Genomic DNA, 22185 nt, shown 5'->3' with positions numbered 1-22185 from the left:
CCTTGTGGATGGCCCGTTTTACCGCGCCGCGGCGGCCCGTGCGGCTTCCAGGGTGTTCACCAGCAGCATCGCGATCGTCATCGGCCCCACGCCGCCCGGCACCGGGCTGATGAAACCGGCCACTTCCTTGACCGCCGCGAAGTCGACGTCGCCGCAGAGCTTGCCTTCCTCGTTGCGGTTGATGCCCACGTCGATGACGATGGCGCCGGGCTTGACCATGTCGGCCGTCAGCGTGTTGCGGCGGCCGGTGGCGGCCACCACGATGTCGGCCAGCCGGGTGTGCGCGCCCAGGTCGGGCGTGCCGCTGTGGCAGATGGTGACGGTGGCATGCGCCTGCAGCAGCAGCAGCGCCATCGGCTTGCCCACCGTGTTGCTGCGGCCGATGACGACCGCATGCTTGCCCTTGATCGGCACGCCGGTGCTTTCGATCAGCTTCATGCAGCCGTAGGGCGTGGCCGGGCGCAGGCCGGGCAGCCCGCTCATCAGCTCACCCGCGCTACGCACCGAGAAGCCGTCCACGTCCTTCTCGGGCGCGATGGCCTCGATCACCTTGTGCGGGTCGATGTGCCGGGGCACGGGCATCTGCACCAGGATGCCGTGGATGGCCTCGTCCGCGTTCAGCGCGGCGATGCGCGCCAGCAGCTCGGCCTCGGTCAGCGAGGCGGGGTACTGCTCCAGCACCGAATGCAGGCCGTTGTCGTTGCAGGCCTTGACCTTGTTGCGCACGTACACGGCGCTGGCCGGGTCGTCGCCCACCAGGATGACGGCCAGCCCCGGCTTGCGGCCCTGCTGCTGTGCCAGCGCGGCGGCTTCCACCGCCACCTGGGCGCGAACTTGGTTGGAGAGGGCGGTGCCGTCGATGATCTGGGCGGTCATGGGTGGGGTCCGGAAAGTAAACAGGCCGCTGGAGGGCGGCCTGGTGGGTGGCGAGTGATCGTTGGGCGCCGCCGGCGCCGCCAAGCCGTGCGCTGCCTAGGCCTTCGATTGCGCGCCGAGCGCGATCTTCAGCAGGTCGGCCACGGTGTTGGCATTGAGCTTTTCCATGATGTTGGCGCGGTGCGCCTCCACCGTCTTGATGCTGATGCCCAGGTCGTCGGCGATCTGCTTGTTCAGGCGGCCGGCCACGATGCGTTCCAGCACCTGGGCCTCGCGCGTGGTCAGGCGGGCCAGCAGCGCGCCGCGGCTGGCTTCTTCCTGGTGCTGCGAGAAGGCAGCACGGGCCGAATCGAGCATGCGCTCCACCAGGTTCAGCAGTTCCTCTTCCTTGAACGGCTTCTCGATGAAGTCCATCGCGCCCTTCTTCATCGTGGTGACGGCCATGGGCACGTCGCCATGGCCGGTGATGAAGGTGATGGGCAGCGGCGAGCGGCGTTCCTTCAGGCGGTCCTGCAGCTCCAGGCCGCTCATGCCGTCCATGCGGATGTCGGCGATCAGGCAGGCCACTTCGCGCGGATCGAAGCGCGAGAGGAACGACTCGGCGGAGTCGAAGCACTTCACGCGGTAGTCCTTGCCCTCGAGCAGCCACTGCAGCGAATCGCGCACGGCCTCGTCGTCATCGACGACATACACGGTACCCTTTTTGGGAATCAAACTCATGAGGCAACGGTGTTGTTGGCAGGGGCTGAGGGCGCCGCCGCAGGGGGGAATTCACTGCGGGGCAGGGCGGTGTCGACAGGGAGCGTGAAGACGAATCTGCAGCCCACGACCGACTCTCCATTGTAGAGGTTCTGCGCCTTGATCCGCCCCCGGTGGCTCTCGACGATGGACCGGCACAGACCGAGGCCGATGCCCAGTCCGTCGGCCTTGGTGGAGAAGAAGGCCTCGTACATGCGCGACAGCACGTCCTCCTTCATGCCCGGGCCCATGTCGGTCACGCTGAATTCGATCACACCGCCTTCCTCGGGCGTGTGGCGCGGCACCACGCGCAGCTCGATGTGGCGGCGCTGCGGCGGCATCTGCGCCACGTCGATGGCCTCGGCCGCGTTCTTCACCAGGTTGAGCACCACCTGCTCGATCAGGATGGGGTCGCACATCAGCGGCGGCAGGCGCTGCGCCACGTAGGTGTGCAGCTCCACGTTGCGGCGGCGCAGCTCGATGTTGGCCAGCTCCACCGCCTCGTCGATGATGGTGCGGGCCTCGGCACGCTGGCGCTGCGGCTCGCTGCGTTTCACGAAGCTGCGGATGCGGTGGATGATCTGCCCGGCCCGCTGCGCCTGGCGCGATGTCTTCTCCAGCGCGGCGATCAGGTCGTCCTTCTGGATGGCGTCATTCTTCACCCGGCTGACCATGCCGTTGCAGTAGTTGGCGATGGCGGTCAGCGGCTGGTTCAGCTCATGCGCCACCGATGAAGCCATCTCGCCCATGGTCACCAGCCGGCTGGTCACCTGCGCCTTCTCGGCCTGGCGCGAGGCCTGTTCCTCCGCCCGGCGGCGGGCGGTGATGTCGGTGGCGATCAGCATCTGCGCCAGCCGGCCGTCGGTCCACTGCAGGTAGCGGCTGCGCACGTCGAACCACTTGTTGAGCGACTCGACGTACACCTCGCGTGGGTCGGAGCCGGCTTCGGTCAGCTCCTCGGTGGGCAGGCCCGAGAGGCTGTCCACCATGTCGTCCTGGTCGGCCAGGAAGCGCAGCGCGGCGTTGGGCCCGGCCAGCAGGTCGTGGCCGCGCGCCTCGGCGCCGAACCACAGCCGGTACGAGCGGTTGGCGAACAGCAGCTCGCTCTGCTGCACCGACAGCACCGACACCGCGGCGTCCAGGCCTTCCAGCACGGTGGTGAAGCGCTCGTGCGAGGCCGAGAGCTGGTCGCGGATGCGCTTGGCCTCGGTGATGTTGGTCATCGAGGTCATCCAGCCGGTCTGGTGGCCCTTGCTGTCGATCAGCGGCGAGACGTACATGCGCGCATCGAACTGCGTGCCGTCCTTGCGCATCACCTTCACCTCGATGCCGCCGGCCGGGCTGCGGCCCTGCAGTTCCTGCTGCAGCAGCCGCATGTTCTCGTCGATCAGCGTGGGCGGCCAGTGCGGGAAGGGCGGGCGCGCGCCGATCAGGTCGGCCTCGGAGAAGCCGGTCATCGCGCAGAACGCGGGGTTCACGTAGGTGATGCGGCCTTCCATGTCGAGTGCGCGCATGCCGGTGAGCATGGAGTTCTCCATCGCGCGGCGGAAGTTGGTCTCCTGCACCAGCGCGCCCTGGATCTGCCCGCGGCGGCGCATGTGGCGCCAGGTGGCCAGCAGCATCCACACCGTCAGGCCCGACAGCGCCACCACCATCCAGAACAGCGTGTTGCTGATCAGGCCGATGGAAGTGCGCCAGCCCTGGCCACGTACCACCAGGCCGTTGGCGGTGGGCGCCAGCGGCGCGTCGTGCACGATGGGCGCGCGCGGAATGATCTGGCTGCGGCGCGATGACTCGCTGCTGGCCACCTCGCGCGCCTGGTCGTCCAGCACGGCGATGGTGTGGCGCTTGATCACCACGTCCGGCACGGCCAGGCGCAGCAGCGTCTCCACCGAATACTCGGCCAGCAGCACGCCCGCGAAGCGGCTGCCGTCGAACAGCGGCACCTGCAGCTGGAACACCGGCGCGGCCGCGGGGTTCACGAACGCGCGCGAGTACACCGGCTGGCGCAGGTCGCGCGCCACGCCGAAGGCACGCTCGGGCTCGCTGGCGCGGCCCAGCGCGGGCAGCGAGGGATCGAGCGCCGGATTGGCCTCCACCGGATAGCCGGAGACCGAGTGGCTGGCCTTGCGCTCACGCTCGGCGGTCACCCACGCGATCTGCGTGATCTCGGGCCGTTCGCGGCCCAGCGTGGCGGCCTGGTCGATGAAGTCGGCGGCGTCGATCGGGCGGCGGGTCATCTGCCCGGCCAGCCGGATCATCTGCTCCTGGCTCTCGATCAGGCGCAGGCGGATCTGCTGCTGGACGATCTCGGTGTCGCGCCGCACCGACTCGATCTCGCGCTCGATCTCTTCGTTGCGCAGGTACCAGAAGGCCGAGATGATGGCCGCGAGGAAGAGCAGCACCGACACCAGCGGCCCGATGGTGACGAAGCGGTCCTGCCGCGCTGGCGACTGCCGCCGCCACCAGCGGTTGAGCAAGCGCTGCCCCCGGGTGAACGAAGTACTTCCTGAGGCAAACAGATCGTGGCGGGGCTGCATCGGCGGATTATCGGAGCGCGGGAAGCAGGATTTCGCGGCACGGACTCCCTCCTAAACCCTCTGAAATTTCACATTACAAAACGAACTCTCACTGTTTGAAAATTGGTGGAGTTGTGCGAAACTGCCGCCCGTTTTACCCCCGCCCCATCGACCACCTCGGTAAAAAACCAGGAGACAACGCATGTCTGCAGTGCCCGAATCCTTCTCCGGCGGCGCGGCCGCCAACGATTCCGACAGCCAGGAAACCCGCGAGTGGCTGGACGCCCTCTCTGCAGTCATCGGCGCCGAAGGCGGTGAGCGAGCGCATTTCCTGCTCGAGCAGCTGATCGACCACGCGCGTCAGGCCGGCATCGACGTGCCGTTCTCGGCCACCACCGCCTACGTCAACACCATTCCCACCGACCAGGAAGAGCGCTGCGGCGGCAACCTGGAGATCGAGGAGCGCCTGCGCGCGTACATGCGCTGGAATGCCATGGCGATGGTGGTCAAGGCCAACCGCCTGCATCCGGTGGACGGTGGCGACCTGGGCGGCCACATCTCCAGCTTCGCCTCGCTGGCCACGATGTTCGGCGCGGGCTTCAACCACTTCTGGCACGGCGACGACGGCGTGCACGGCGGCGACCTGCTCTACATCCAGGGCCACTCGGCGCCCGGCATCTATGCCCGCGCCTTCCTGGAAGGCCGCATCACCGAGGAGCAGCTGCTCAACTTCCGCCAGGAAGTGGACGGCAAGGGCATCTCCAGCTATCCGCATCCGAAGCTGATGCCGGAGTTCTGGCAGTTCCCCACGGTGTCGATGGGTCTGGGCCCGCTGATGGGCATCTACCAGGCGCGTTTCCTGAAGTACCTGCATGCCCGCGGCATCGCCGACACGAGCCAGCGCAAGGTGTGGGTGTTCTGCGGCGACGGCGAAATGGACGAGCCGGAAAGCCTGGGCGCCATCGGCCTGGCCGCGCGCGAGAAGCTCGACAACCTGATCTTCGTCATCAACTGCAACCTGCAGCGGCTGGACGGCCCGGTGCGCGGCAACGGCAAGATCATCCAGGAGCTGGAGGGCGAGTTCCGCGGCTCGGGCTGGAACGTCATCAAGCTGCTGTGGGGCAGCTACTGGGATCCGCTGCTGGCCCGCGACAAGGACGGTGCGCTGCGCAAGGTGATGATGGACACCGTCGACGGCGACTACCAGGCCATGAAGGCCAACGACGGTGCCTTCGTGCGCAAGAACTTCTTCGGCCGCGACCCCAAGCTGCTTGAGATGGTCGCCAAGATGAGCGACGACGACATCTGGCGCCTGCAGCGCGGCGGCCATGACCCGCAGAAGGTGTACGCCGCCTACCACCGCGCCGTGAACCACAAGGGCCAGCCGACCCTGCTGCTGATCAAGACCGTCAAGGGCTTCGGCATGGGCAAGATCGGCGAGGGCAAGAACACCGCCCACCAGACCAAGAAGCTGGTGGACGAGGACGTGAAGGCCTTCCGCGACCGCTTCAACATCCCCATCCCCGACGACAAGCTGGCGGAGATTCCGTTCTACAAGCCGGCCGACGACACGCCGGAGATGAAGTACCTGCACGAGCGCCGCCAGGCCCTCGGCGGCTACCTGCCGCAGCGCCGCACCAAGGCCGAAGAGTCGTTCGCCATTCCGCCGATCGAAACCTTCAAGGCCGTGCTCGAGCCGACGGCCGAAGGCCGCGAGATCAGCACCACGCAAGCCTTCGTGCGCTTCCTGACGCAGCTGCTGCGCGACAAGGACCTGGGCCCGCGCACCGTGCCCATCCTGGTGGACGAGGCGCGCACCTTCGGCATGGAAGGCCTGTTCCGCCAGATCGGCATCTACAACCCCGCGGGGCAGCAGTACACGCCGGTCGACAAGGACCAGGTCATGTATTACAAGGAAGACAAGGCCGGCCAGATCCTGCAGGAAGGCATCAACGAGGCCGGCGGCATGGCCAGCTGGATCGCCGCGGCGACGTCGTATTCGACGAACAACCGCATCATGGTGCCGTTCTACATCTACTACTCGATGTTCGGCTTCCAGCGCATCGGCGACCTGGCCTGGGCCGCCGGCGACATGCAGGCCCGTGGCTTCCTGCTGGGCGGCACCTCGGGCCGCACCACGCTGAACGGCGAAGGCCTGCAGCACGAGGACGGCCACAGCCACATCCTGGCCGGCACCATCCCCAACTGCATCAGCTACGACCCGACCTTCGCGCACGAGGTGGGCGTGATCCTGCACCATGGCCTGAAGCGCATGGTCGAGAAGCAGGACAACGTCTACTTCTACCTGACGCTGCTCAACGAGAACTACCCGATGCCGGGCCTGAAGGCCGGCACCGAGGAGCAGATCATCAAGGGCATGTACCTGCTGGAAGAAGGCGCCGCACCGGCCGCCGGTGCGCCGCGGGTCAACCTGCTGGGCAGCGGCACCATCCTGCGCGAGAGCATCGCCGCCAAGGAACTGCTGGCCGCCGACTGGGGCGTGGCGGCCAACATCTGGAGCTGCCCGAGCTTCAACGAGCTCACCCGCGACGGCCAGGACGCCGAGCGCTGGAACCTGCTGCACCCGACCGAGACGCCGCGCGTGCCCTACGTGACGGAGCAGCTGGGCGCGCATGCGGGCCCGGTGATCGCCAGCACCGACTACATGAAGAACTACGCGGAGCAGATCCGCGCCTTCATTCCCAAGGGCCGCAGCTACAAGGTGCTGGGCACCGACGGCTTCGGCCGCAGCGACTTCCGCAGCAAGCTGCGCGAGCACTTCGAGGTGAACCGCCACTACGTGGTGGTGGCGGCGCTCAAGGCGCTTGCCGACGACGGCGCGGTGCCCGTGAGCAAGGTGGCCGAGGCCATCCAGAAGTACGGCATCAACCCCGACAAGATCAACCCGCTGTACGCATAAAAGGCAGACGGAGACAACCTCATGGCATTGATCGAAGTGAAGGTCCCCGACATCGGGGACTTCAAGGAAGTCGAGATCATCGAGCTGATGGTTCAGCCCGGCGACACCATCAAGGCGGAACAGAGCCTCATCACCGTCGAGAGCGACAAGGCCTCGATGGAGATCCCCTCGTCGCACGGCGGCGTGGTGAAGGAGCTCAAGGTCAAGGTGGGCGACAAGGTCAGCGAAGGCACGCTGGTGCTGATGCTGGAATCGGCCGACGCAGGCGCTGCGGCGCCGGCCCCGGCTCCCGCAGCAGCGCCCGCGGCCGCTGCGGCGCCGGCGTCTGCTGCTGCCGCTCCGGCCCCGGCGCCCGCGCCGGCTCCGGCCCCGGCGCCCGCGCCGGCTGCGGCCGCCGGCCCGATCGAGGTCACCGTGCCCGACATCGGCGACTTTGACGAAGTGGCCGTGATCGAGGTGATGGTCAAGCCCGGCGACAGCGTGAAGGTGGAGCAGAGCCTCATCACCGTCGAGAGCGACAAGGCCTCGATGGAGATCCCGTCGTCGCATGCCGGCGTGGTGAAGGACCTGAAGGTGAAGGTGGGCGACAAGGTGTCCAAGGGCACGCTGATCGCGGTGCTGGAAGGCGCCGCCGGTGCTGCGGCGCCGGCCGCTGCCCCGTCGCCTGCCGCCGCCGCCCCGGCACCCGCAGCGGCTGCGCCCGCCCCGACGCCGGCCGCCGCTTCGGCGCCCGCGCCCGAGCGCACTTCGCCCACCGCGGCGCTGCCGGCCCACGAGCCCGGCACGCCCAAGGGCAACCTGCCGCATGCGTCGCCCTCCATCCGCCGCTTTGCCCGCGAACTGGGCGTGCCGCTGGAAGAAGTGAAGGGCTCCGGCCCCAAGGGCCGCATCACGCAGGAGGACGTGCAGTCCTTCGTCAAGAGCGTGATGAACGGCAGCGCGCAGACGAAGGCGGCCGCCGCCGCCAAGCCGGCAGCCGCTGCTGCGGCGGGCGGCGGTGCCTTCCCGGGCTTGCTGCCCTGGCCGACGGTGGACTTCACCAAGTTCGGCCCGGTCGAGCGCAAGGACCTCTCGCGCATCAAGAAGATCAGCGGTGCCAACCTGCATCGCAACTGGGTGGTGATCCCGCACGTCACCAACCACGACGATGCTGACATCACCGAGCTGGAGGCCTTCCGCGTGGCCACCAACAAGGAGAACGAGAAGTCGGGCATCAAGGTCACGATGCTGGCCTTCATGATCAAGGCGGCCGTGGCGGCGCTGAAGAAGTTCCCCGAGTTCAACAGCTCGCTCGACGGCGACCAGCTGGTGCTGAAGAACTACTTCCACATCGGCTTCGCGGCGGACACGCCCAATGGCCTGGTGGTGCCGGTGATCAAGGACGCCGACAAGAAGGGCATCTTCCAGATCAGCCAGGAGATGGGCGATCTGGCCAAGAAGGCGCGCGACGGCAAGCTGGGCCCGGCCGACATGAGCGGCGGCTGCTTCTCGATCAGCTCGCTGGGCGGCATCGGCGGCAAGTACTTCACGCCGATCATCAACGCGCCCGAGGTGGCCATCATGGGCGTGTGCAAGAGCACCATGGAGCCGCGCTGGGATGGCAAGCAGTTCGTGCCGCGGCTCATCCTGCCGCTGAGCCTGAGCTGGGACCACCGCGTGATCGACGGCGCGGCCGCGGCCCGCTTCAACGTGTATTTCGCTTCGCTGCTGGCTGATTTCCGCCGCATCGTCCTCTGACCGGAAGGATCACGACATGGCATTGATCGAAGTGAAGGTTCCGGACATCGGCGACTTCAGCGAAGTGGCGGTGATCGAGTTGCTGGTCAAGCCCGGCGACACGGTGAAGGCCGAGCAGAGCCTGGTGACGGTGGAGAGCGACAAGGCCTCGATGGAGATTCCGTCGTCGGCCGCCGGCGTGGTCAAGGAGCTGAAGGTGGCCATCGGCGACAAGGTCAGCGAAGGCAGCCTGCTGCTGATGCTGGAAGCCGAAGGCGCTGCGGCGCCGGCCGCTGCCGCGCCCGCACCGGCCCCGACCCCGGCCCCTGCGCCGGCCGCGGCACCTGCTGCCGCCGCAGCCCCGGCCCCCGCCGCCGGCAGCTATGCCGGCGGTGCCGACATCGAGTGCGACATGCTCGTGCTCGGCGCCGGCCCCGGCGGTTATTCGGCCGCCTTCCGCGCCGCCGACCTGGGCATGAAGACGGTGATCGTCGAGCGCTATCCCACCCTGGGCGGCGTGTGCCTGAACGTGGGCTGCATCCCCAGCAAGGCGCTGCTGCACGTGGCTTCGGTGATGGACGAGGTCAAGCACTTTGCCGACCTCGGCGTCACCTATGCCGAGCCGCAGGTGGACCCGGCCAAGCTGCTGGCGCACAAGAATAAGGTGGTGGGCAAGCTCACCGGCGGCCTCACCGCCATGGCCAAGATGCGCAAGGTGACGGTGGTCCGCGGCAACGGCCAGTTCGTCGACCCGCACCATCTGCAGGTCGAGGAAACGACCGGCACCGGCCGTGAAGGCACGGGCAAGACGCAGACCATCAGGTTCAAGCAGTGCATCATCGCCGCCGGCTCGCAGGCGGTGCACCTGCCCTTCTTCCCGAAGGACCCGCGCATCGTCGACTCCACCGGCGCGCTGGAGCTGCGCCAGACGCCCAAGCGCATGCTGCTGGTGGGCGGCGGCATCATCGGCCTGGAAATGGGCACGGTGTACTCCGCCACTGTCGGCGCGCGGCTGGACGTGGTCGAGATGCTCGACGGCCTGATGCAGGGCGCCGACCGCGACTTGGTCAAGGTGTGGCAGAAGATGAATGCCAAGCGCTTCGACAACATCATGCTCAAGACCAAGACCGTGGGCGCCGAGGCCACGGCCGAGGGCATCCGCGTGAGCTTCGAAGGCGAGGGCGCGCCCAAGGAACCGCAGCTCTATGACCTGGTGCTGCAGGCCGTGGGCCGCACGCCCAACGGCAAGAAGATCGGCGCCGAGAAGGCCGGCGTGATCGTGGGCGAGCGTGGCTACATCCCGGTGGACGTGCAGATGCGCACCAACGTGCCCCACATCTTCGCCATCGGCGACATCGTCGGCCAGCCGATGCTGGCGCACAAGGCGGTGCATGAGGGTCATGTGGCGGCGGAAGTCGCCTCCGGCGACACCAAGGTGCAGTTCGACGCCCGGGTGATCCCCAGCGTGGCCTACACCGACCCCGAGGTGGCCTGGGTGGGCCTGACCGAGGACGAGGCCAAGGCCAAGGGCATCAAGGTCAAGAAGGGCCTGTTCCCGTGGACGGCCTCGGGCCGCGCCATCGCCAACGGCCGCGACGAGGGCTTCACCAAGCTGCTGTTCGATGCCGAGACGCACCGCATCCTAGGCGGCGGCATCGTCGGCACGCATGCCGGCGACATGATCGGCGAGGTGGCCCTGGCCATCGAGATGGGCGCCGACGAGGTGGACATCGGCAAGACCATCCACCCGCACCCCACGCTGGGCGAGAGCATCGGCATGGCCGCCGAAGTGGCCCACGGCAGCTGCACCGACCTGCCGCCGCAGAAGCGCTGACCGGCCTCACCGCCGCGCGGGCCGCCCTTGGGCGGCCTTTTTCATGCCGCCGCGCGAAGTGGCCGCGGCTCAAGTCGGCGGGGTGGATGACGAAACAGAAGGCACGAGCCGCCCGCGTCGGGCTGGCGCCCGCGTTGTCTGCCGCCACCCGTGCCTTCCGCCTTCCGCTCCTGCGTGCCCGCAGCGTGTCCGGCGCCGCTGCTGCGACGCGGGGCCCGCTGGCTGCTGGCCGCGCTGCTGGCCGGCGCGGCGCTCGTGGCCGGCACGCTGCACGCCGCGCCGTGGGACGACGACCGCATGGCCATCGCCGCCCAGCTGCTGGGCCCGGCGGCCGTGGCCGCGTTGCCCGCGCTGCGGCCGGCGCTGGTGCAGGCCGCGGAGATGCAGGAGGAGGACCGCCTGCGCTTCGTCAACGACTTCTTCAACCGCCGTATCCGCTTCCGGGAGGACACCGTGGTGTGGAACCAGATCGACTACTGGGCCAGCCCGCTGGAAACGCTGGCGCGTGGCGAGGGCGATTGCGAGGACTTCGCCATCGCCAAGTACTTCAGCCTGGTGGCCGCAGGCACGCCCGTGTCCCGATTGCGATTGGTGTATGTCCGGGCCCAACTCGGGGGAGGCGGGCCGCCGCAAGCGCACATGGTGCTTGCCTACCATGCCTCGCCACAGGCCGATCCGCTGATCCTCGACAACCTGGTGCCCGATGTGCGCCCGGCCACACGGCGCCCGGATCTGGTGCCTGTTTTCAGCTTCAACGGCGAGGGCTTGTGGCAGGGTGTCGGGGCGGAACGTGCCGGTGATCCGGTGGCGCGCCTGTCGCGCTGGCGCGAGGTGCTGGGCAAGGCCCGCGCCGAAGGTTTTTGAGAGAAGGATCCGTTTTCCATGTCGTTGATACGCCAACTCTGGTTGTTGCTGGCCGCGGTGCTGCTGCTCGCGATCGGCGGCGCCGTGAGCGTCAACCTGCTGTCCACCCGGGCCGTGCTGCAGACGCAGCTGGCCATGAAGAACAACGACACCGCCCAGGCGCTGGCGCTGGTGCTGTCGCAGCAGGGCGGCGACGACGAACTGATGAAGCTGGTGGTGGCCGCGCAGGCCGACACGGGCTTCTACCGGCGCATCGCGCTGGCGCGTGCCGATGGCGGCACCGGCATCGTCAGCGAGACGCCGGCCGGGCCGCTGCGGGCGCCGGGCTGGTTCACGGCACTGCTGCCCATCAGCTCCTCGCCGGGCGTCGCGCAGGTGTCGGACGGCTGGCGTTCGCTGGGGACGGTCACCGTGGTGTCGCACGACAGCTATGCCTACGACGAGCTGTGGCGCGGCGGCGTGCGGGCCAGCCTGGTGATGCTGGGCGTGGGCCTGGTGGCGGCGCTGCTGTCGCTGATGGTGGTGCGGCGCATCCGCGCGCCGCTGGAAGCCACCGTGCGGCAGGCGCAGGCGCTGGAGGACGGTCGCTACGTCATCGTGGACGAACCCAGCATGCCCGACCTGCGCCGCGTGGCCTCGGCCATGAACGGCATGGTGGTGCGGATGAAGGCGCTGTTCGAGGCGCAGGCCGCACGGGCGGAGGCGCTGCGCCGCCAGGCCCATTGCGACCCGCTGACCGGCCTGCCGCACCGCTCGCATTTTCTCGGCCAGCTCGGCGCGCTGCAGCAGCGCGAGGACGGCGCCGACGGCGGTGGCCTGGTGCTGGTGCGGCTGGCCGACGTCACCGGCCTGAACCGGGCGGTGGGCCGCGACACCACCGACCGGGTGCTGGAGACCATCGCCCAGGTGCTGAGCACCTATCCCGAGCGGGTGGACGGCTGCCTGGCCGGCCGGCTGAACGGGTCGGACTTCGCGCTGGCGCTGCCCACGCCCGGCCTGGCGGCCGAGACGGCGGAATCCATCGCCGCGGCACTGCGCAGCAGCCTGCCCACCTACAGCGGCGCGGTGCGGGCTTTCATCGGCGCGGTGGAATGGCCGCGCGAAGCCAGCCCGGGCGCCCTGATGTCGCAGGCCGACCTGGCGCTGGCCCGGGCCGAGGCCGGCAAGCCCTACCACGCCGAGGTGCTGGACGGCAGCGCCGGCGCCGGCGGCCTGGGCGAGGGCGAACGGGCCTGGCGCGTGCAGCTGCTGTCCGCCATCGAGGACAAGGCCGGCCGCCTGCGCCTGGTGGCTTTCCCGGTGGTGGACCGCATGGGCCGGCGCCTGCACCTGGAGTGCCCGCTGCGGGTGCAGCTGCAGCCCGGTGGTGCTTACGAGCCGGCCGCGCGCTGGCTGCCGCTGGCGATGCGCAACCGGCTCACCGCGCTGTTCGATGCGGAGGCGGTGTCGCTGGCGCTGGCCGGCATCCAGGAAGACGGCGCGGCGCGGGCGGTCAACATCGCACCGGCCTCGGTGGCCGACAGCGGCTTCGTCGCCCACCTGCGCCAGCTGCTGGAAGACCGGCCACGCTCGGCCGGCCAGCTGTGGCTGGAGCTGCCGGAGGCGGCGGCCGCCGACCAGTTCGATGCGGTGCAGGCCTTCGGCCGCACCGTGCGGCCGCTGGGCGTGCGGCTGGGGCTGGAGCATGCCGGCGAGCGGCTGCACCGCATCGACCGGCTGTACGAGCTGGGGCTGGACTATGTGAAGCTGGATGCCTCGGTGTGCGCCGGCGTGGCCCACAGCGAGGCGGCGCAGGAGTTCCTGCGCAGCACCGTCGCGCTGCTGCATGCGATGTCGATGCAGGTGCAGGCCGAAGGCGTGGCCGACGACGCCGACGTGCGCACGCTGTGGCAATGCGGCGTGGACGGCGTCACCGGCCCTTGGGCGAGCCAGCAGGCCCCGGTCTAGATGTCGGCCGTGTGCAGGCCGAAGGCACCGGCGCGGCGGTCCTCGAAGTAGCGCTTGAGCGTCTCCCGCACGGTGCGGAAGGCGATCTCGTCCCAGGGGATCTCATCCTCGCGGAACAGCCGGGCCTCGATGCTTTCCGGGCCCGGGTTGAAAACCGTGTCGGTCAGCCGCGCCAGGTAGTACATGTGCACCTGGCCCACCCGCATCACGTTCATCACGCTGAACAGCGGGCCCATCTCGATGTGGGCGCCGGCCTCTTCGTCCGTCTCCCGGGCGGCGCCTTGGGCGGTGGTCTCGCCCAGCTCCATGAAGCCGGCCGGCAGCGTCCAGAAGCCGTAGCGCGGCTCGATGTTGCGCTTGCACAGCAGCACCTGGTCGGCCCAGTAGGGCACGGTGCCCACCACGTTCAGCGGGTTCTCGTAGTGAACCGTGCCGCAGGACGGGCACACCGCGCGTTCGCGGTTGTCGTCGGGCGGAATGAGGTAGTTCACCGCGCTGCCGCAGGCGCGGCAGTGCTTGATCTTGTCGCGCTCGGTCAGCAGCATGGCGGCGGAGTTTAGCCGTGGGCAGTGGCATCATCCGGCGCTTCCCTTCGCAGCATCACAGCAAGGACATCATGGACTTTGTCGTACCTGCACCGGCCATCGCGGCCGTGCCCGTGGCCGGTGGCGGCCTGTTTCCGGTGCACCGCATCTACTGCGTGGGCCGCAACTATGCCGAGCATGCCCAGGAGATGGGCTTCAGCGGCCGCGAGCCGCCGTTCTTCTTCATGAAGCCCGCCGACGCCGTGGTGCCGGTGGCCGACGGCGAGACCGGCCAGGTCGAGTACCCCACGCTCACCGGCAACCTGCACCATGAGATCGAGTTGGTGGTGGCCATCGGCACCGGCGGGCGCGACATCGCCGCGGCCGATGCGGTCAAGCACATCTACGGCTATGCGGTGGGCCTGGACATGACCCGGCGCGACCTGCAGAACGAGATGAAGAAGCAGGGCCGGCCCTGGAGCATCGGCAAGGGCTTCGAGCAGTCGGCGCCCATCGGCCCCATCCATCCCATCGCCCGCACCGGCGAACTGCTGAAGGGCGCGATCACCCTGCAGGTGAACGGCCAGCCGCGGCAGAAGGGCGACCTCACCGAGCTGATCTGGAGCGTGGCCGAGACCATCGAGACGCTGTCCAAGGCCTGGACCCTGCAGCCCGGCGACCTGATCTTCACCGGCACGCCTGCCGGCGTGGGCGCCGTGGTGCGCGGCGACCTGATCGAGGGCAGCGTCGAGGGCCTGGGCAGCCTGCGGGTGCAGATCCGATGAGCGACGCGGCGCGTCCGGTCGACCTGGCGCTCTACGGCTACTTCCGCTCTTCGGCCTCGTACCGGGTGCGCATCGCGCTGGGGCTCAAGGGCCTGCCCTACGACTACCGGGCGGTGCACCTGGTGCGCAACGAGCAGCAAGGCCCCGCCTATGCAGCCCTGGCGCCCTCGCGCCTGGTGCCGGCGCTGTGCGCGGGCGACGCCACGCTCACCCAGTCGCTGGCCATTATCGAGTACCTGGACGAGACGCATCCGGAGCCGCCGCTGCTGCCGCGCGATGCGCTGGGCCGCGCGCGGGTGCGCTCGCTGGCGTTGGACGTGGCCTGCGAGATCCACCCCATCAACAACCTGAAGGTGCTGCGCTACCTGGTGCACGAGCTGAAGGTATCGGAGGACGACAAGCTGCGCTGGATCCGCCACTGGGTGGAAACCGGCCTGCAGGCGGTGGAGCAGCAGCTGGCCGGCCACCCGGCCACCGGCCGCTTCTGCCACGGCGACACCCCCACGATGGCCGACTGCACCCTGGTGCCCCAGATCTTCAATGCGCAGCGCTTCGGCTGCCGGCTGGACCACGTGCCCACGGTGATGCGGGTGCACGAGGCCTGCATGCAGCTGCCCGCCTTCGACCAGGCGCAGCCGGGAAACTGCCCCGATGCGGAGTGACCTGCTGGCCACCGGCCTGACGCCGGACTGGCCGGTGCCGCCCGGCGTCGGCGCCTGGATGAGCAGCCGCGAGGGCGGCGTCAGCCACGGGCCGTGGCAGGGCCTGAACCTGGGCATGGCGGTGGGCGACGACCCGGCGGCGGTGGCCGAGAACCGCCGCCGCTTCGCCGAGGCCATCGGCGCGGCGCCGGTGTTCCTGCGCCAGGTGCATGGCCGCACCGTGCTGCGGCTGACCGCCGCGGACGCCCGGCGCAGCGAGCCGCTGGAAGCCGATGCCGCCTTCACAACGGAACCCGGCGTGGCCTGCACGGTGCAGGTGGCCGATTGCCTGCCGGTGCTGTTCGCCGCACCGCACGGCCGCGGCGTGGCGGCCGCGCATGCCGGCTGGCGCGGCCTGGCCGGCGGGGTGCTCGATGCCACCGTGGCCGCCTTGTGCGACGCTGCCGGGTGCGGGCCGGACGCGCTTCAGGCCTGGCTGGGCCCGTGCATCGGGCCGCGGCAGTTCGAGGTGGGCGCGGAGGTGCTGCAGGCCTTCGGCGGCGACCCCGCCGGCGACCGCCGCTTCATCCCGCGCCGCCGGCCCGACGGCGAGCTGCGCTGGCTGGCCGACCTGCCCGCCCTGGCGCGGGAGCGACTGGCGGCATGTGGCGTCGCCGCCACGACCGGCGGTGCCTGGTGCACTGTCGAAACACCGTTAAGGTTCTTTTCGTACCGGCGGGACGGCGTCACCGGCCGCCTGGCCGCGGCCATCTGGCTGCGCTGACGGCGCCCCGCCGTCGGTCCCTGCCGCTGCGGGCGGCACCTCTTCCTGCAACGCAGTCTCCTGCAACGCCGCCTCCTGCGCGGCGGCCTGCGCCTCCCGCGCCAGCCGGGCCTGGCGCCGCATCGGCGTGCCCATCAGGTACATGACGATGGACAGTGGCAGCGCGCCGTAGAGCACGAAGGTGACCAGCGCGCCGAGCACCGTGCCCTGACTGCTGGTGGCCTCGGCGACCGCCATCATCAAGACGACGTACATCCAGGCAATCGCGACGAGGTACATATTAAGTAAACCTGCGTATTTCAGTAAGTGAAAAGTAAGCTCATCATGCAGAATTCTGAGGGTTCTGGAAGGGTGCGTTCGGTCACGAACCACCGGCCCCAACCCCCACAATCCAGCGATTGCAGTCGCTTCCCGACGGGTGGAGTCGTCGGGCCACCATGACGGAGACAAGACGATGGCAAAGCCTACCCCGACCCTGCCCCAACCCGTGGAGGGCGCGCAGGCGTTCGGGCACGCCCTGGGCGAGATCTGGAAGTCGATGTCCGGCCTCAAGCTGCCGGCCGACCGCATCAACCAGGTGCAGTCCGACTACCTGAAGCAGGCCACCGAGCTGTGGAACGACACGCTCACCCGCATGAACAGCGGCCTGGCCACCGCGGCGGCCGCCGCTGGGGATGCCGCGGCCAACCCGGCCGGCACGCTGGCCGCGCTGCGCGACCGCCGCTTCGCCGCCACCGAATGGGCCAAGAGCCCCGCGGCCGCCTACATCGCCCAGACCTACCTGCTGAATGCCCGCACGCTGATGCAGATGGCCGAGGCGGTGGAAGGCGACGCCAAGACCAAGGCCCGCCTGCGCTTCGCCGTGCAGCAGTGGATCGACGCGGCCGCGCCCAGCAACTGCCTGCCGCTGAATCCGGAGGCGCTGCGCAAGGCCATCGACTCGCAGGGCGAGAGCATCGCCACCGGCCTGCGGCAGCTGTGGAACGACGTGCGCCAGGGGCATGTGTCGCAGACGGATGAAAGTGCTTTCGAGGTGGGCCGCAACGTGGCCACCAGCGAGGGCGCCGTCGTCTACGAGAACGAGTTCTTCCAGCTGCTCGAGTACAAGCCGCTGACGGCCAAGGTGTATGAGCGGCCGATGCTGTTCGTGCCGCCGTGCATCAACAAGTTCTACATCCTGGACCTGCAGCCCGAGAATTCGCTGATCCGCTACTCGGTGGAGCAGGGCCACCGCACCTTCGTGATGAGCTGGCGCAATCCGGATGCGTCGCTGGCCGCCAAGACCTGGGACGACTACATCGAGCATGGCGCGCTGGCCGCCATCGCCGCGGTGCAGGACATCACCGGCGCCGACACCTTCGACATGCTGGGCTTCTGCGTCGGCGGCACCATCCTCAGCACCGCGCTGGCGGTGCTCGCCGCGCGGGGCGAGCAACCCGCCGCCAGCCTCACGCTGCTGACCACGCTGCTGGACTTCAGCGACACCGGCGTGCTCGACCTCTTCGTCGACGAGGCCGCGGTGCAGCTGCGCGAGCTGACGCTGGGCGAGGCCGCACCCGCCGGCCCCAAGCTCCTGAAGGGCCAGGAGCTGGCCACCACCTTCAGCTTCCTGCGGCCGAACGACCTGGTATGGAACTACGTGGTGGGCAACTACCTCAAGGGAGAAGCCCCGCCGCCGTTCGACCTGCTGTACTGGAACAGCGACTCCACCAACCTGCCCGGCCCGATGTACTGCTGGTACCTGCGCCACACCTACCTGCAGGACGAGCTGAAGGTGCCCGGCAAGCTCACCGTGTGTGGCGAGCAGATCGACCTCGGCCGCATCGAGGCGCCGGTGTACGTCTACGGCTCTCGCGAGGACCACATCGTGCCGTGGACCTCCGCCTTCCAGTCCCTCAAGATCCTTTCCGGCCCGAAGCGATTCGTCCTTGGCGCATCGGGCCACATCGCCGGCGTCATCAACCCGCCGGCCAAGAAGAAGCGCAGCCACTGGATCGGCAGTACGGATCCGGTGCCCGCCAGCGCGGACGACTGGTTCGCCGACGCCCAGGAGCACCCGGGCAGCTGGTGGACCGACTGGTCCGCCTGGCTCGCGCAGCACGCTGGCAAACAAGTTGCAGCACCGAAGTCCTACGGCAGCCGCACCCACAAGGTCATCGAACCTGCCCCCGGCCGCTACGTCAAGCAAAAGGCCTGACGGCGCCCGGTTCCAGCATTCCATCCACACCGGTCCATACAGGAGACATCCCATGACCGACATCGTCATCGTCGCCGCCGCCCGAACTGCCGTGGGCAAGTTCGGTGGTTCCCTCTCGAAGATCGCCGCGCCCGAACTCGGCGCCACGGTGATCGCCGCCCTGCTGGAGCGTGCGCGCCTGGCCGGCGACCAGATCAACGAAGTGATCCTCGGCCAGGTGCTGACCGCCGGCTCGGGGCAGAACCCGGCGCGCCAGAGCGTGATCAAGGGCGGCCTGCCGCAGAGCGTGCCGGCCCTCACCATCAACGCCGTGTGCGGCTCCGGCCTGAAGGCCGTGATGCTGGGCGCGCAGGCCATCCGCGACGGTGATTCCGAGATCGTCATCGCCGGCGGCCAGGAGAACATGAGCGCGTCGCCGCACGTGCTGATGGGCTCGCGCGACGGCCAGCGCATGGGCGACTGGAAGATGGTCGACACCATGATCAACGATGGCCTGTTCGACGTGTACAACCGGTACCACATGGGCATCACCGCCGAGAACGTGGCCAAGAAGTATGAGATCAGCCGCGAGAAGCAGGACGCCTTCGCCCTGGCCTCGCAGCAGAAGGCCGTGGCCGCGCAGGAAGCCGGCAAGTTCAAGGACGAGATCGTGCCGGTGAGCATCCCGCAGAAGAAGGGCGACCCGGTGCTGTTCGATGCCGACGAGTTCATCAACAAGAAGACCACCGCCGAAGCCCTGGCCGGCCTGCGTCCCGCCTTCGACAAGGCCGGCTCGGTGACCGCCGGCAATGCCTCGGGCATCAACGACGGCGCCGCCGGCGTGGTGCTGATGACGGCCAAGAAGGCCGAGCAGCTGGGCCTGACGCCGCTGGCCCGCCTGGCCAGCTACGCCACCGTGGCGCTGGACCCGGCCTACATGGGCATGGGCCCGGTGCCCGCCTCGCAGAAGGCGCTGCAGCGCGCCGGCTGGAAGGCCCAGGACCTCGACCTGCTGGAGATCAACGAAGCCTTCGCTGCACAGGCCTGCGCCGTCAACAATGAGATGGGCTGGGACCTGAGCAAGGTCAACGTCAATGGCGGCGCCATCGCCATCGGCCACCCGATCGGTGCGTCAGGCTGCCGCATCCTGGTGACGCTACTGCACGAGATGCAGCGCCGCAACGCGAAGAAGGGCATCGCCAGCCTGTGCATCGGCGGCGGCATGGGCGTGGCCCTGACGGTCGAGCGCTGAAACACGGGTAAGCCCGGGATGTCGCCCGGGCGACAACGGACATAGTGATGCATCGGCGGACGATGCAAGAGGAGATATCGAATGGCAGCACAGAAAGTGGCGTACGTGACGGGTGGCATGGGTGGCATCGGCACCTCGATGTGCCAGCGCCTGCACAAGGACGGCTTCAAGGTCATCGCCGGCTGCGGCCCGAGCCGTGACTTCAAGAAGTGGCTCGATGAGCAGGCCGCGCTGGGCTACACCTTCTACGCCTCGGTGGGCAACGTGGCCGACTGGGATTCCACCGTCGCCGCATTCGACAAGGTGAAGGCCGAGCACGGCCAGATCAGCGTGCTGGTGAACAACGCCGGCATCACCCGCGACGGCCAGTTCCGCAAGATGAGCCTGGCCGACTGGCAGGCGGTGATGTCCACCAACCTCGACAGCATGTTCAACGTCACCAAGCAGGTGATCGACGGCATGCTGGACCAGGGCTGGGGCCGCATCATCAACATCTCGTCGGTCAATGGCGAGAAGGGCCAGTTCGGCCAGACCAATTACTCGGCGGCCAAGGCCGGCATGCACGGCTTCACCATGGCGCTGGCGCAGGAGGTGGCTTCCAAGGGCGTAACGGTGAACACCGTGAGCCCGGGCTACATCGCCACCGACATGGTCAAGGCCATCCGCCAGGACGTGCTGGACAAGATCATCAGCACCATCCCCATCAAGCGCCTGGGCACGCCGGAGGAAATCGCCTCCATCGTGGCCTGGCTGGCGGGCGAGGAGTCCGGCTTTGCCACCGGCGCCGACTTCAGCTGCAACGGCGGCCTGCACATGGGCTGAGCCATTGACAAGGCGCGGGCGCCAGGGCCCGCGGTTTGCCAAGCAAGCCCGCCAAGTGCGGGCTTTTTCAATGGCGCCTGCCAGCTCATTCAACCAGGAGTACCGCGATGAAGCCCCGCCCGCATGAAGAACAGGACGTGCCGCCGAACCAGCCTGGCTCACCCCCGGTGGAGCCCGACGACGGCCAGGTGCCGATGCCCAACGACCCGGCCGAACCGGAGTTCGACCCGCAGCACCCGGAGCCCTGAGCTTCAGGCGATCAACCGCCGCGGTGCGAGGTAGGCCTGTCGGTAGATCTCGAACGGCATCGTGTCGGCCGCCTCGATGGCCTTCTGCTCCTCCACCGACTGCTCGGCCAGGGCGCGGAAGTGCGCCGCCATCTCCGGCGGATAGGGCAGGGCCAGCATGGCCCGCTGCGTCCGCAGCGACTGGGCGCGGGCGAAGCCGATGAACGAGCCGTCGTGCTCCTGGCGCAGGGCCTGCAGCACCCGGGCCGAAGGCAGTGAATCGGGCTGCGACCAGGCGGTGACGGCGGCAGCCACCGCATCCCGGTAGGCGCTGCCGGCGCCGGTGGCAGCGTCCAGCGCCTGGGCGATGGGGCCGCACTCGGCCAGCACCTCGTCGCCCCAGTCGGCCAGTTTCACCTCGCGGCCGCCGCGCTCCAGCGTCAGCCCCGGCTCGCGGCCGCGGGCCGCCGTGCGGTGCTGGTTGCGCGCCAGCGCGGCGATCTCGTCGGGCGTGTCGTTCGGGCTGTCCTGCAGCAGGCAGTGCATCAGGAACACGTCCAGGAAGCGCGCGGTGGCCGCATCGATGCCGGCGGGCAAGAACGGATCGAGGTCCATGCAGCGCACTTCCACGTACTCCACGCCGCGCTCGCGCAGCGCATGCAGCGGTCGCTCGCCCGGGAAGATCACGCGCTTGGGCCGGATGGTGCCGTAGAACTCGTTCTCGATCTGCAGCAGCGTAGTGGCCAGCTGGTTGTAGTCGCCGCCCGGGTTGCGGATGCCCACCGCCTCGTACGCAGGGTAGGGCTTGGTCAGCGCCTCCTGCAGGCTGGCGCCGTAGCCTTCCAGCGAGTTGTAGCTCACCGACAGCGACGCCTGCGCGTCGCTCTGGTAGCCCAGCCGGCCCATGCGCAGCGAGGTGCCATGGGGCATGTGCAGCGTGCGCTCGGTCAGCGGCTGCAGCTCGTGCTGGCGGCCTTCCACGAAGCTGGCGCACACCGCGGGCGAGGCGCCGAACAGCACCAGCAGCACGAAGGACTGGCGGCGGAAGTTGCGGATCAGCGCGAAGTACTCGTCGTTGCTCAGGCCCGGCAGCGACCAGTTGTAGTGGATGCCCGAGATGGTCTGCATGCGCCGGCCGTAGCGGTGGCCCAGGCCCATGCGGTAGACGCTCTTGGCACGGCCGACGTTGCTGCTGCCGTAGCGGCCCAGCGGAATCGTCTCGTCGGTGGGCAGGCCGCAGGGCATGCTGGAGACCCACATCATCTCGTCGCCCGCCTCCGCCATCACGTGGTAGGTGAACTGGTGGATGCGGGTGAGCTCGTCGATGGCGGCCTGGGCGTCCTGGTGCACGCCGGTCACCAGCTCCAGTTGCGACTCGCTGAAGTCGGTGGTGATGTGCGGATTGGTCAGCGCCGAACCCAGCCCGGCCGGGTGGGGCGTGAGCGCCAGGGCCCCGTCGGGCTGCGCGCGCAGGCTCTCTTTTTCGATGCCGCGCTTGATGGCCGCCAGGCGGGCAGGCGCGATGTCCTGCAGGCGTTGTTGCAGTCGGTTCATGGGCGG

At 69.0% G+C, this 22185-nt stretch carries 18 protein-coding genes; 12 read left to right on the top strand and 6 right to left on the bottom strand.

The features are described from left to right. Window positions 1–18: 18 nt before the first annotated feature. The 3 genes from folD to VO99_RS08375 form a co-directional block, all read right to left on the bottom strand. Complete coding sequence (gene folD, locus VO99_RS08385) at window positions 19–876, bottom strand: bifunctional methylenetetrahydrofolate dehydrogenase/methenyltetrahydrofolate cyclohydrolase FolD (protein ID WP_046112360.1); 858 nt, start codon at window positions 874–876, stop codon at window positions 19–21. Between the two features lie 96 nt (window positions 877–972). Further along, entirely contained in the window at window positions 973–1596 is a 624-nt protein-coding gene (locus VO99_RS08380; RefSeq protein WP_046112359.1) for a response regulator transcription factor, read from the bottom strand. After that, window positions 1593–4154, bottom strand: a complete 2562-nt coding sequence (locus VO99_RS08375) for a PAS domain-containing sensor histidine kinase (RefSeq protein ID WP_046112358.1) — start codon at window positions 4152–4154, stop codon at window positions 1593–1595. The genes VO99_RS08380 and VO99_RS08375 overlap by 4 nt, the downstream gene beginning before the upstream one ends. 181 nt (window positions 4155–4335) lie before the next feature. Here VO99_RS08375 and aceE point away from each other — a divergent pair, with 181 nt between their 5' ends. From aceE to VO99_RS08350, 5 genes are all read left to right on the top strand, one after another. Beyond that, on the top strand, window positions 4336–7053 hold the full coding sequence (aceE, locus tag VO99_RS08370) for a pyruvate dehydrogenase (acetyl-transferring), homodimeric type (RefSeq protein WP_046112357.1): 2718 nt from the start codon (window positions 4336–4338) through the stop codon (window positions 7051–7053). Window positions 7054–7074: 21 nt separating this feature from the next. Then, window positions 7075–8790 (top strand): dihydrolipoyllysine-residue acetyltransferase, encoded by a 1716-nt coding sequence (gene aceF, locus VO99_RS08365; RefSeq protein WP_046112356.1) that lies wholly within the window; start codon window positions 7075–7077, stop codon window positions 8788–8790. Between the two features lie 16 nt (window positions 8791–8806). Further along, window positions 8807–10603 carry a dihydrolipoyl dehydrogenase gene (gene lpdA / locus VO99_RS08360; RefSeq protein ID WP_046112355.1) on the top strand — a complete coding sequence of 599 codons (1797 nt, stop codon included), beginning with the start codon at window positions 8807–8809 and terminating at the stop codon, window positions 10601–10603. Between the two features lie 174 nt (window positions 10604–10777). Then, window positions 10778–11467 (top strand): transglutaminase-like cysteine peptidase, encoded by a 690-nt coding sequence (locus VO99_RS08355; protein ID WP_232315303.1) that lies wholly within the window; start codon window positions 10778–10780, stop codon window positions 11465–11467. Between the two features lie 18 nt (window positions 11468–11485). Further along, complete coding sequence (locus VO99_RS08350) at window positions 11486–13414, top strand: bifunctional diguanylate cyclase/phosphodiesterase (RefSeq protein ID WP_083440448.1); 1929 nt, start codon at window positions 11486–11488, stop codon at window positions 13412–13414. Here VO99_RS08350 and VO99_RS08345 read toward each other — a convergent pair. Continuing rightward, window positions 13411–13953 carry an NUDIX hydrolase gene (locus VO99_RS08345; RefSeq protein WP_046112428.1) on the bottom strand — a complete coding sequence of 181 codons (543 nt, stop codon included), beginning with the start codon at window positions 13951–13953 and terminating at the stop codon, window positions 13411–13413. The genes VO99_RS08350 and VO99_RS08345 overlap by 4 nt on opposite strands. 77 nt (window positions 13954–14030) lie before the next feature. Here VO99_RS08345 and VO99_RS08340 point away from each other — a divergent pair, with 77 nt between their 5' ends. The 3 genes from VO99_RS08340 to pgeF are packed head-to-tail and all read left to right on the top strand — an operon-like array spanning window position 14031 to window position 16148. Then, window positions 14031–14723, top strand: a complete 693-nt coding sequence (locus VO99_RS08340) for a fumarylacetoacetate hydrolase family protein (protein WP_046112427.1) — start codon at window positions 14031–14033, stop codon at window positions 14721–14723. 23 nt (window positions 14724–14746) lie between these two features. Continuing rightward, complete coding sequence (maiA, locus tag VO99_RS08335; RefSeq protein ID WP_046112426.1) at window positions 14747–15385, top strand: maleylacetoacetate isomerase; 639 nt, start codon at window positions 14747–14749, stop codon at window positions 15383–15385. Then, entirely contained in the window at window positions 15375–16148 is a 774-nt protein-coding gene (gene pgeF / locus VO99_RS08330) for a peptidoglycan editing factor PgeF (protein WP_046112353.1), read from the top strand. The genes maiA and pgeF overlap by 11 nt, the downstream gene beginning before the upstream one ends. On the opposite strand, the gene VO99_RS08325 is transcribed toward pgeF, so the two are convergent. Beyond that, window positions 16080–16427, bottom strand: coding sequence for a hypothetical protein (locus tag VO99_RS08325; RefSeq protein WP_046112352.1), 348 nt, complete (start codon window positions 16425–16427; stop codon window positions 16080–16082). The two genes, pgeF and VO99_RS08325, sit on opposite strands and share 69 nt — an antisense overlap. Before the next feature lie 175 nt (window positions 16428–16602). Between VO99_RS08325 and phaC the strand changes: the two genes are divergently transcribed. The 4 genes from phaC to VO99_RS30170 all read left to right on the top strand — a co-directional run bounded on the left by phaC (window position 16603) and on the right by VO99_RS30170 (window position 20646). Next, window positions 16603–18345, top strand: a complete 1743-nt coding sequence (gene phaC, locus VO99_RS08320; protein ID WP_046112351.1) for a class I poly(R)-hydroxyalkanoic acid synthase — start codon at window positions 16603–16605, stop codon at window positions 18343–18345. A gap of 52 nt (window positions 18346–18397) precedes the next feature. Next, entirely contained in the window at window positions 18398–19576 is a 1179-nt protein-coding gene (locus tag VO99_RS08315) for an acetyl-CoA C-acetyltransferase (protein WP_046112350.1), read from the top strand. An 81-nt stretch (window positions 19577–19657) separates the two neighbouring features. Further along, a complete protein-coding gene (gene phbB / locus VO99_RS08310; RefSeq protein ID WP_046112349.1) occupies window positions 19658–20398 on the top strand; it encodes an acetoacetyl-CoA reductase in 741 nt (246 codons plus the stop codon). Window positions 20399–20505: 107 nt separating this feature from the next. Continuing rightward, window positions 20506–20646, top strand: a complete 141-nt coding sequence (locus VO99_RS30170; RefSeq protein WP_157039493.1) for a hypothetical protein — start codon at window positions 20506–20508, stop codon at window positions 20644–20646. A 3-nt stretch (window positions 20647–20649) separates the two neighbouring features. On the opposite strand, the gene gshA is transcribed toward VO99_RS30170, so the two are convergent. Further along, window positions 20650–22179 carry a glutamate--cysteine ligase gene (gene gshA / locus VO99_RS08305; RefSeq protein WP_046112348.1) on the bottom strand — a complete coding sequence of 510 codons (1530 nt, stop codon included), beginning with the start codon at window positions 22177–22179 and terminating at the stop codon, window positions 20650–20652. Between the last annotated feature and the right edge of the window lie 6 nt (window positions 22180–22185).

It is taken from the genome of Aquincola tertiaricarbonis (assembly GCF_000969605.1).
Lineage (GTDB): Bacteria > Pseudomonadota > Gammaproteobacteria > Burkholderiales > Burkholderiaceae_C > Aquincola > Aquincola tertiaricarbonis.
This window is presented reverse-complemented; position numbering and strand designations above follow the sequence as displayed.

Excerpts from the sequence above, each read along its gene's own strand:
- folD (WP_046112360.1), bottom strand. The coding sequence starts at position 876 with ATGACCGCCCAGATCATCGACGGCACCGCCCTCTCCAACCAAGTTCGC.
- VO99_RS08380 (WP_046112359.1), bottom strand. The coding sequence starts at position 1,596 with ATGAGTTTGATTCCCAAAAAGGGTACCGTGTATGTCGTCGATGACGAC.
- VO99_RS08375 (WP_046112358.1), bottom strand. The coding sequence starts at position 4,154 with ATGCAGCCCCGCCACGATCTGTTTGCCTCAGGAAGTACTTCGTTCACC.
- aceE (WP_046112357.1), top strand. The coding sequence starts at position 4,336 with ATGTCTGCAGTGCCCGAATCCTTCTCCGGCGGCGCGGCCGCCAACGAT.
- aceF (WP_046112356.1), top strand. The coding sequence starts at position 7,075 with ATGGCATTGATCGAAGTGAAGGTCCCCGACATCGGGGACTTCAAGGAA.
- lpdA (WP_046112355.1), top strand. The coding sequence starts at position 8,807 with ATGGCATTGATCGAAGTGAAGGTTCCGGACATCGGCGACTTCAGCGAA.
- VO99_RS08350 (WP_083440448.1), top strand. The coding sequence starts at position 11,486 with ATGTCGTTGATACGCCAACTCTGGTTGTTGCTGGCCGCGGTGCTGCTG.
- VO99_RS08340 (WP_046112427.1), top strand. The coding sequence starts at position 14,031 with ATGGACTTTGTCGTACCTGCACCGGCCATCGCGGCCGTGCCCGTGGCC.
- pgeF (WP_046112353.1), top strand. The coding sequence starts at position 15,375 with ATGCGGAGTGACCTGCTGGCCACCGGCCTGACGCCGGACTGGCCGGTG.
- VO99_RS08325 (WP_046112352.1), bottom strand. The coding sequence starts at position 16,427 with ATGTACCTCGTCGCGATTGCCTGGATGTACGTCGTCTTGATGATGGCG.
- phaC (WP_046112351.1), top strand. The coding sequence starts at position 16,603 with ATGGCAAAGCCTACCCCGACCCTGCCCCAACCCGTGGAGGGCGCGCAG.
- VO99_RS08315 (WP_046112350.1), top strand. The coding sequence starts at position 18,398 with ATGACCGACATCGTCATCGTCGCCGCCGCCCGAACTGCCGTGGGCAAG.
- phbB (WP_046112349.1), top strand. The coding sequence starts at position 19,658 with ATGGCAGCACAGAAAGTGGCGTACGTGACGGGTGGCATGGGTGGCATC.
- VO99_RS30170 (WP_157039493.1), top strand. The coding sequence starts at position 20,506 with ATGAAGCCCCGCCCGCATGAAGAACAGGACGTGCCGCCGAACCAGCCT.
- gshA (WP_046112348.1), bottom strand. The coding sequence starts at position 22,179 with ATGAACCGACTGCAACAACGCCTGCAGGACATCGCGCCTGCCCGCCTG.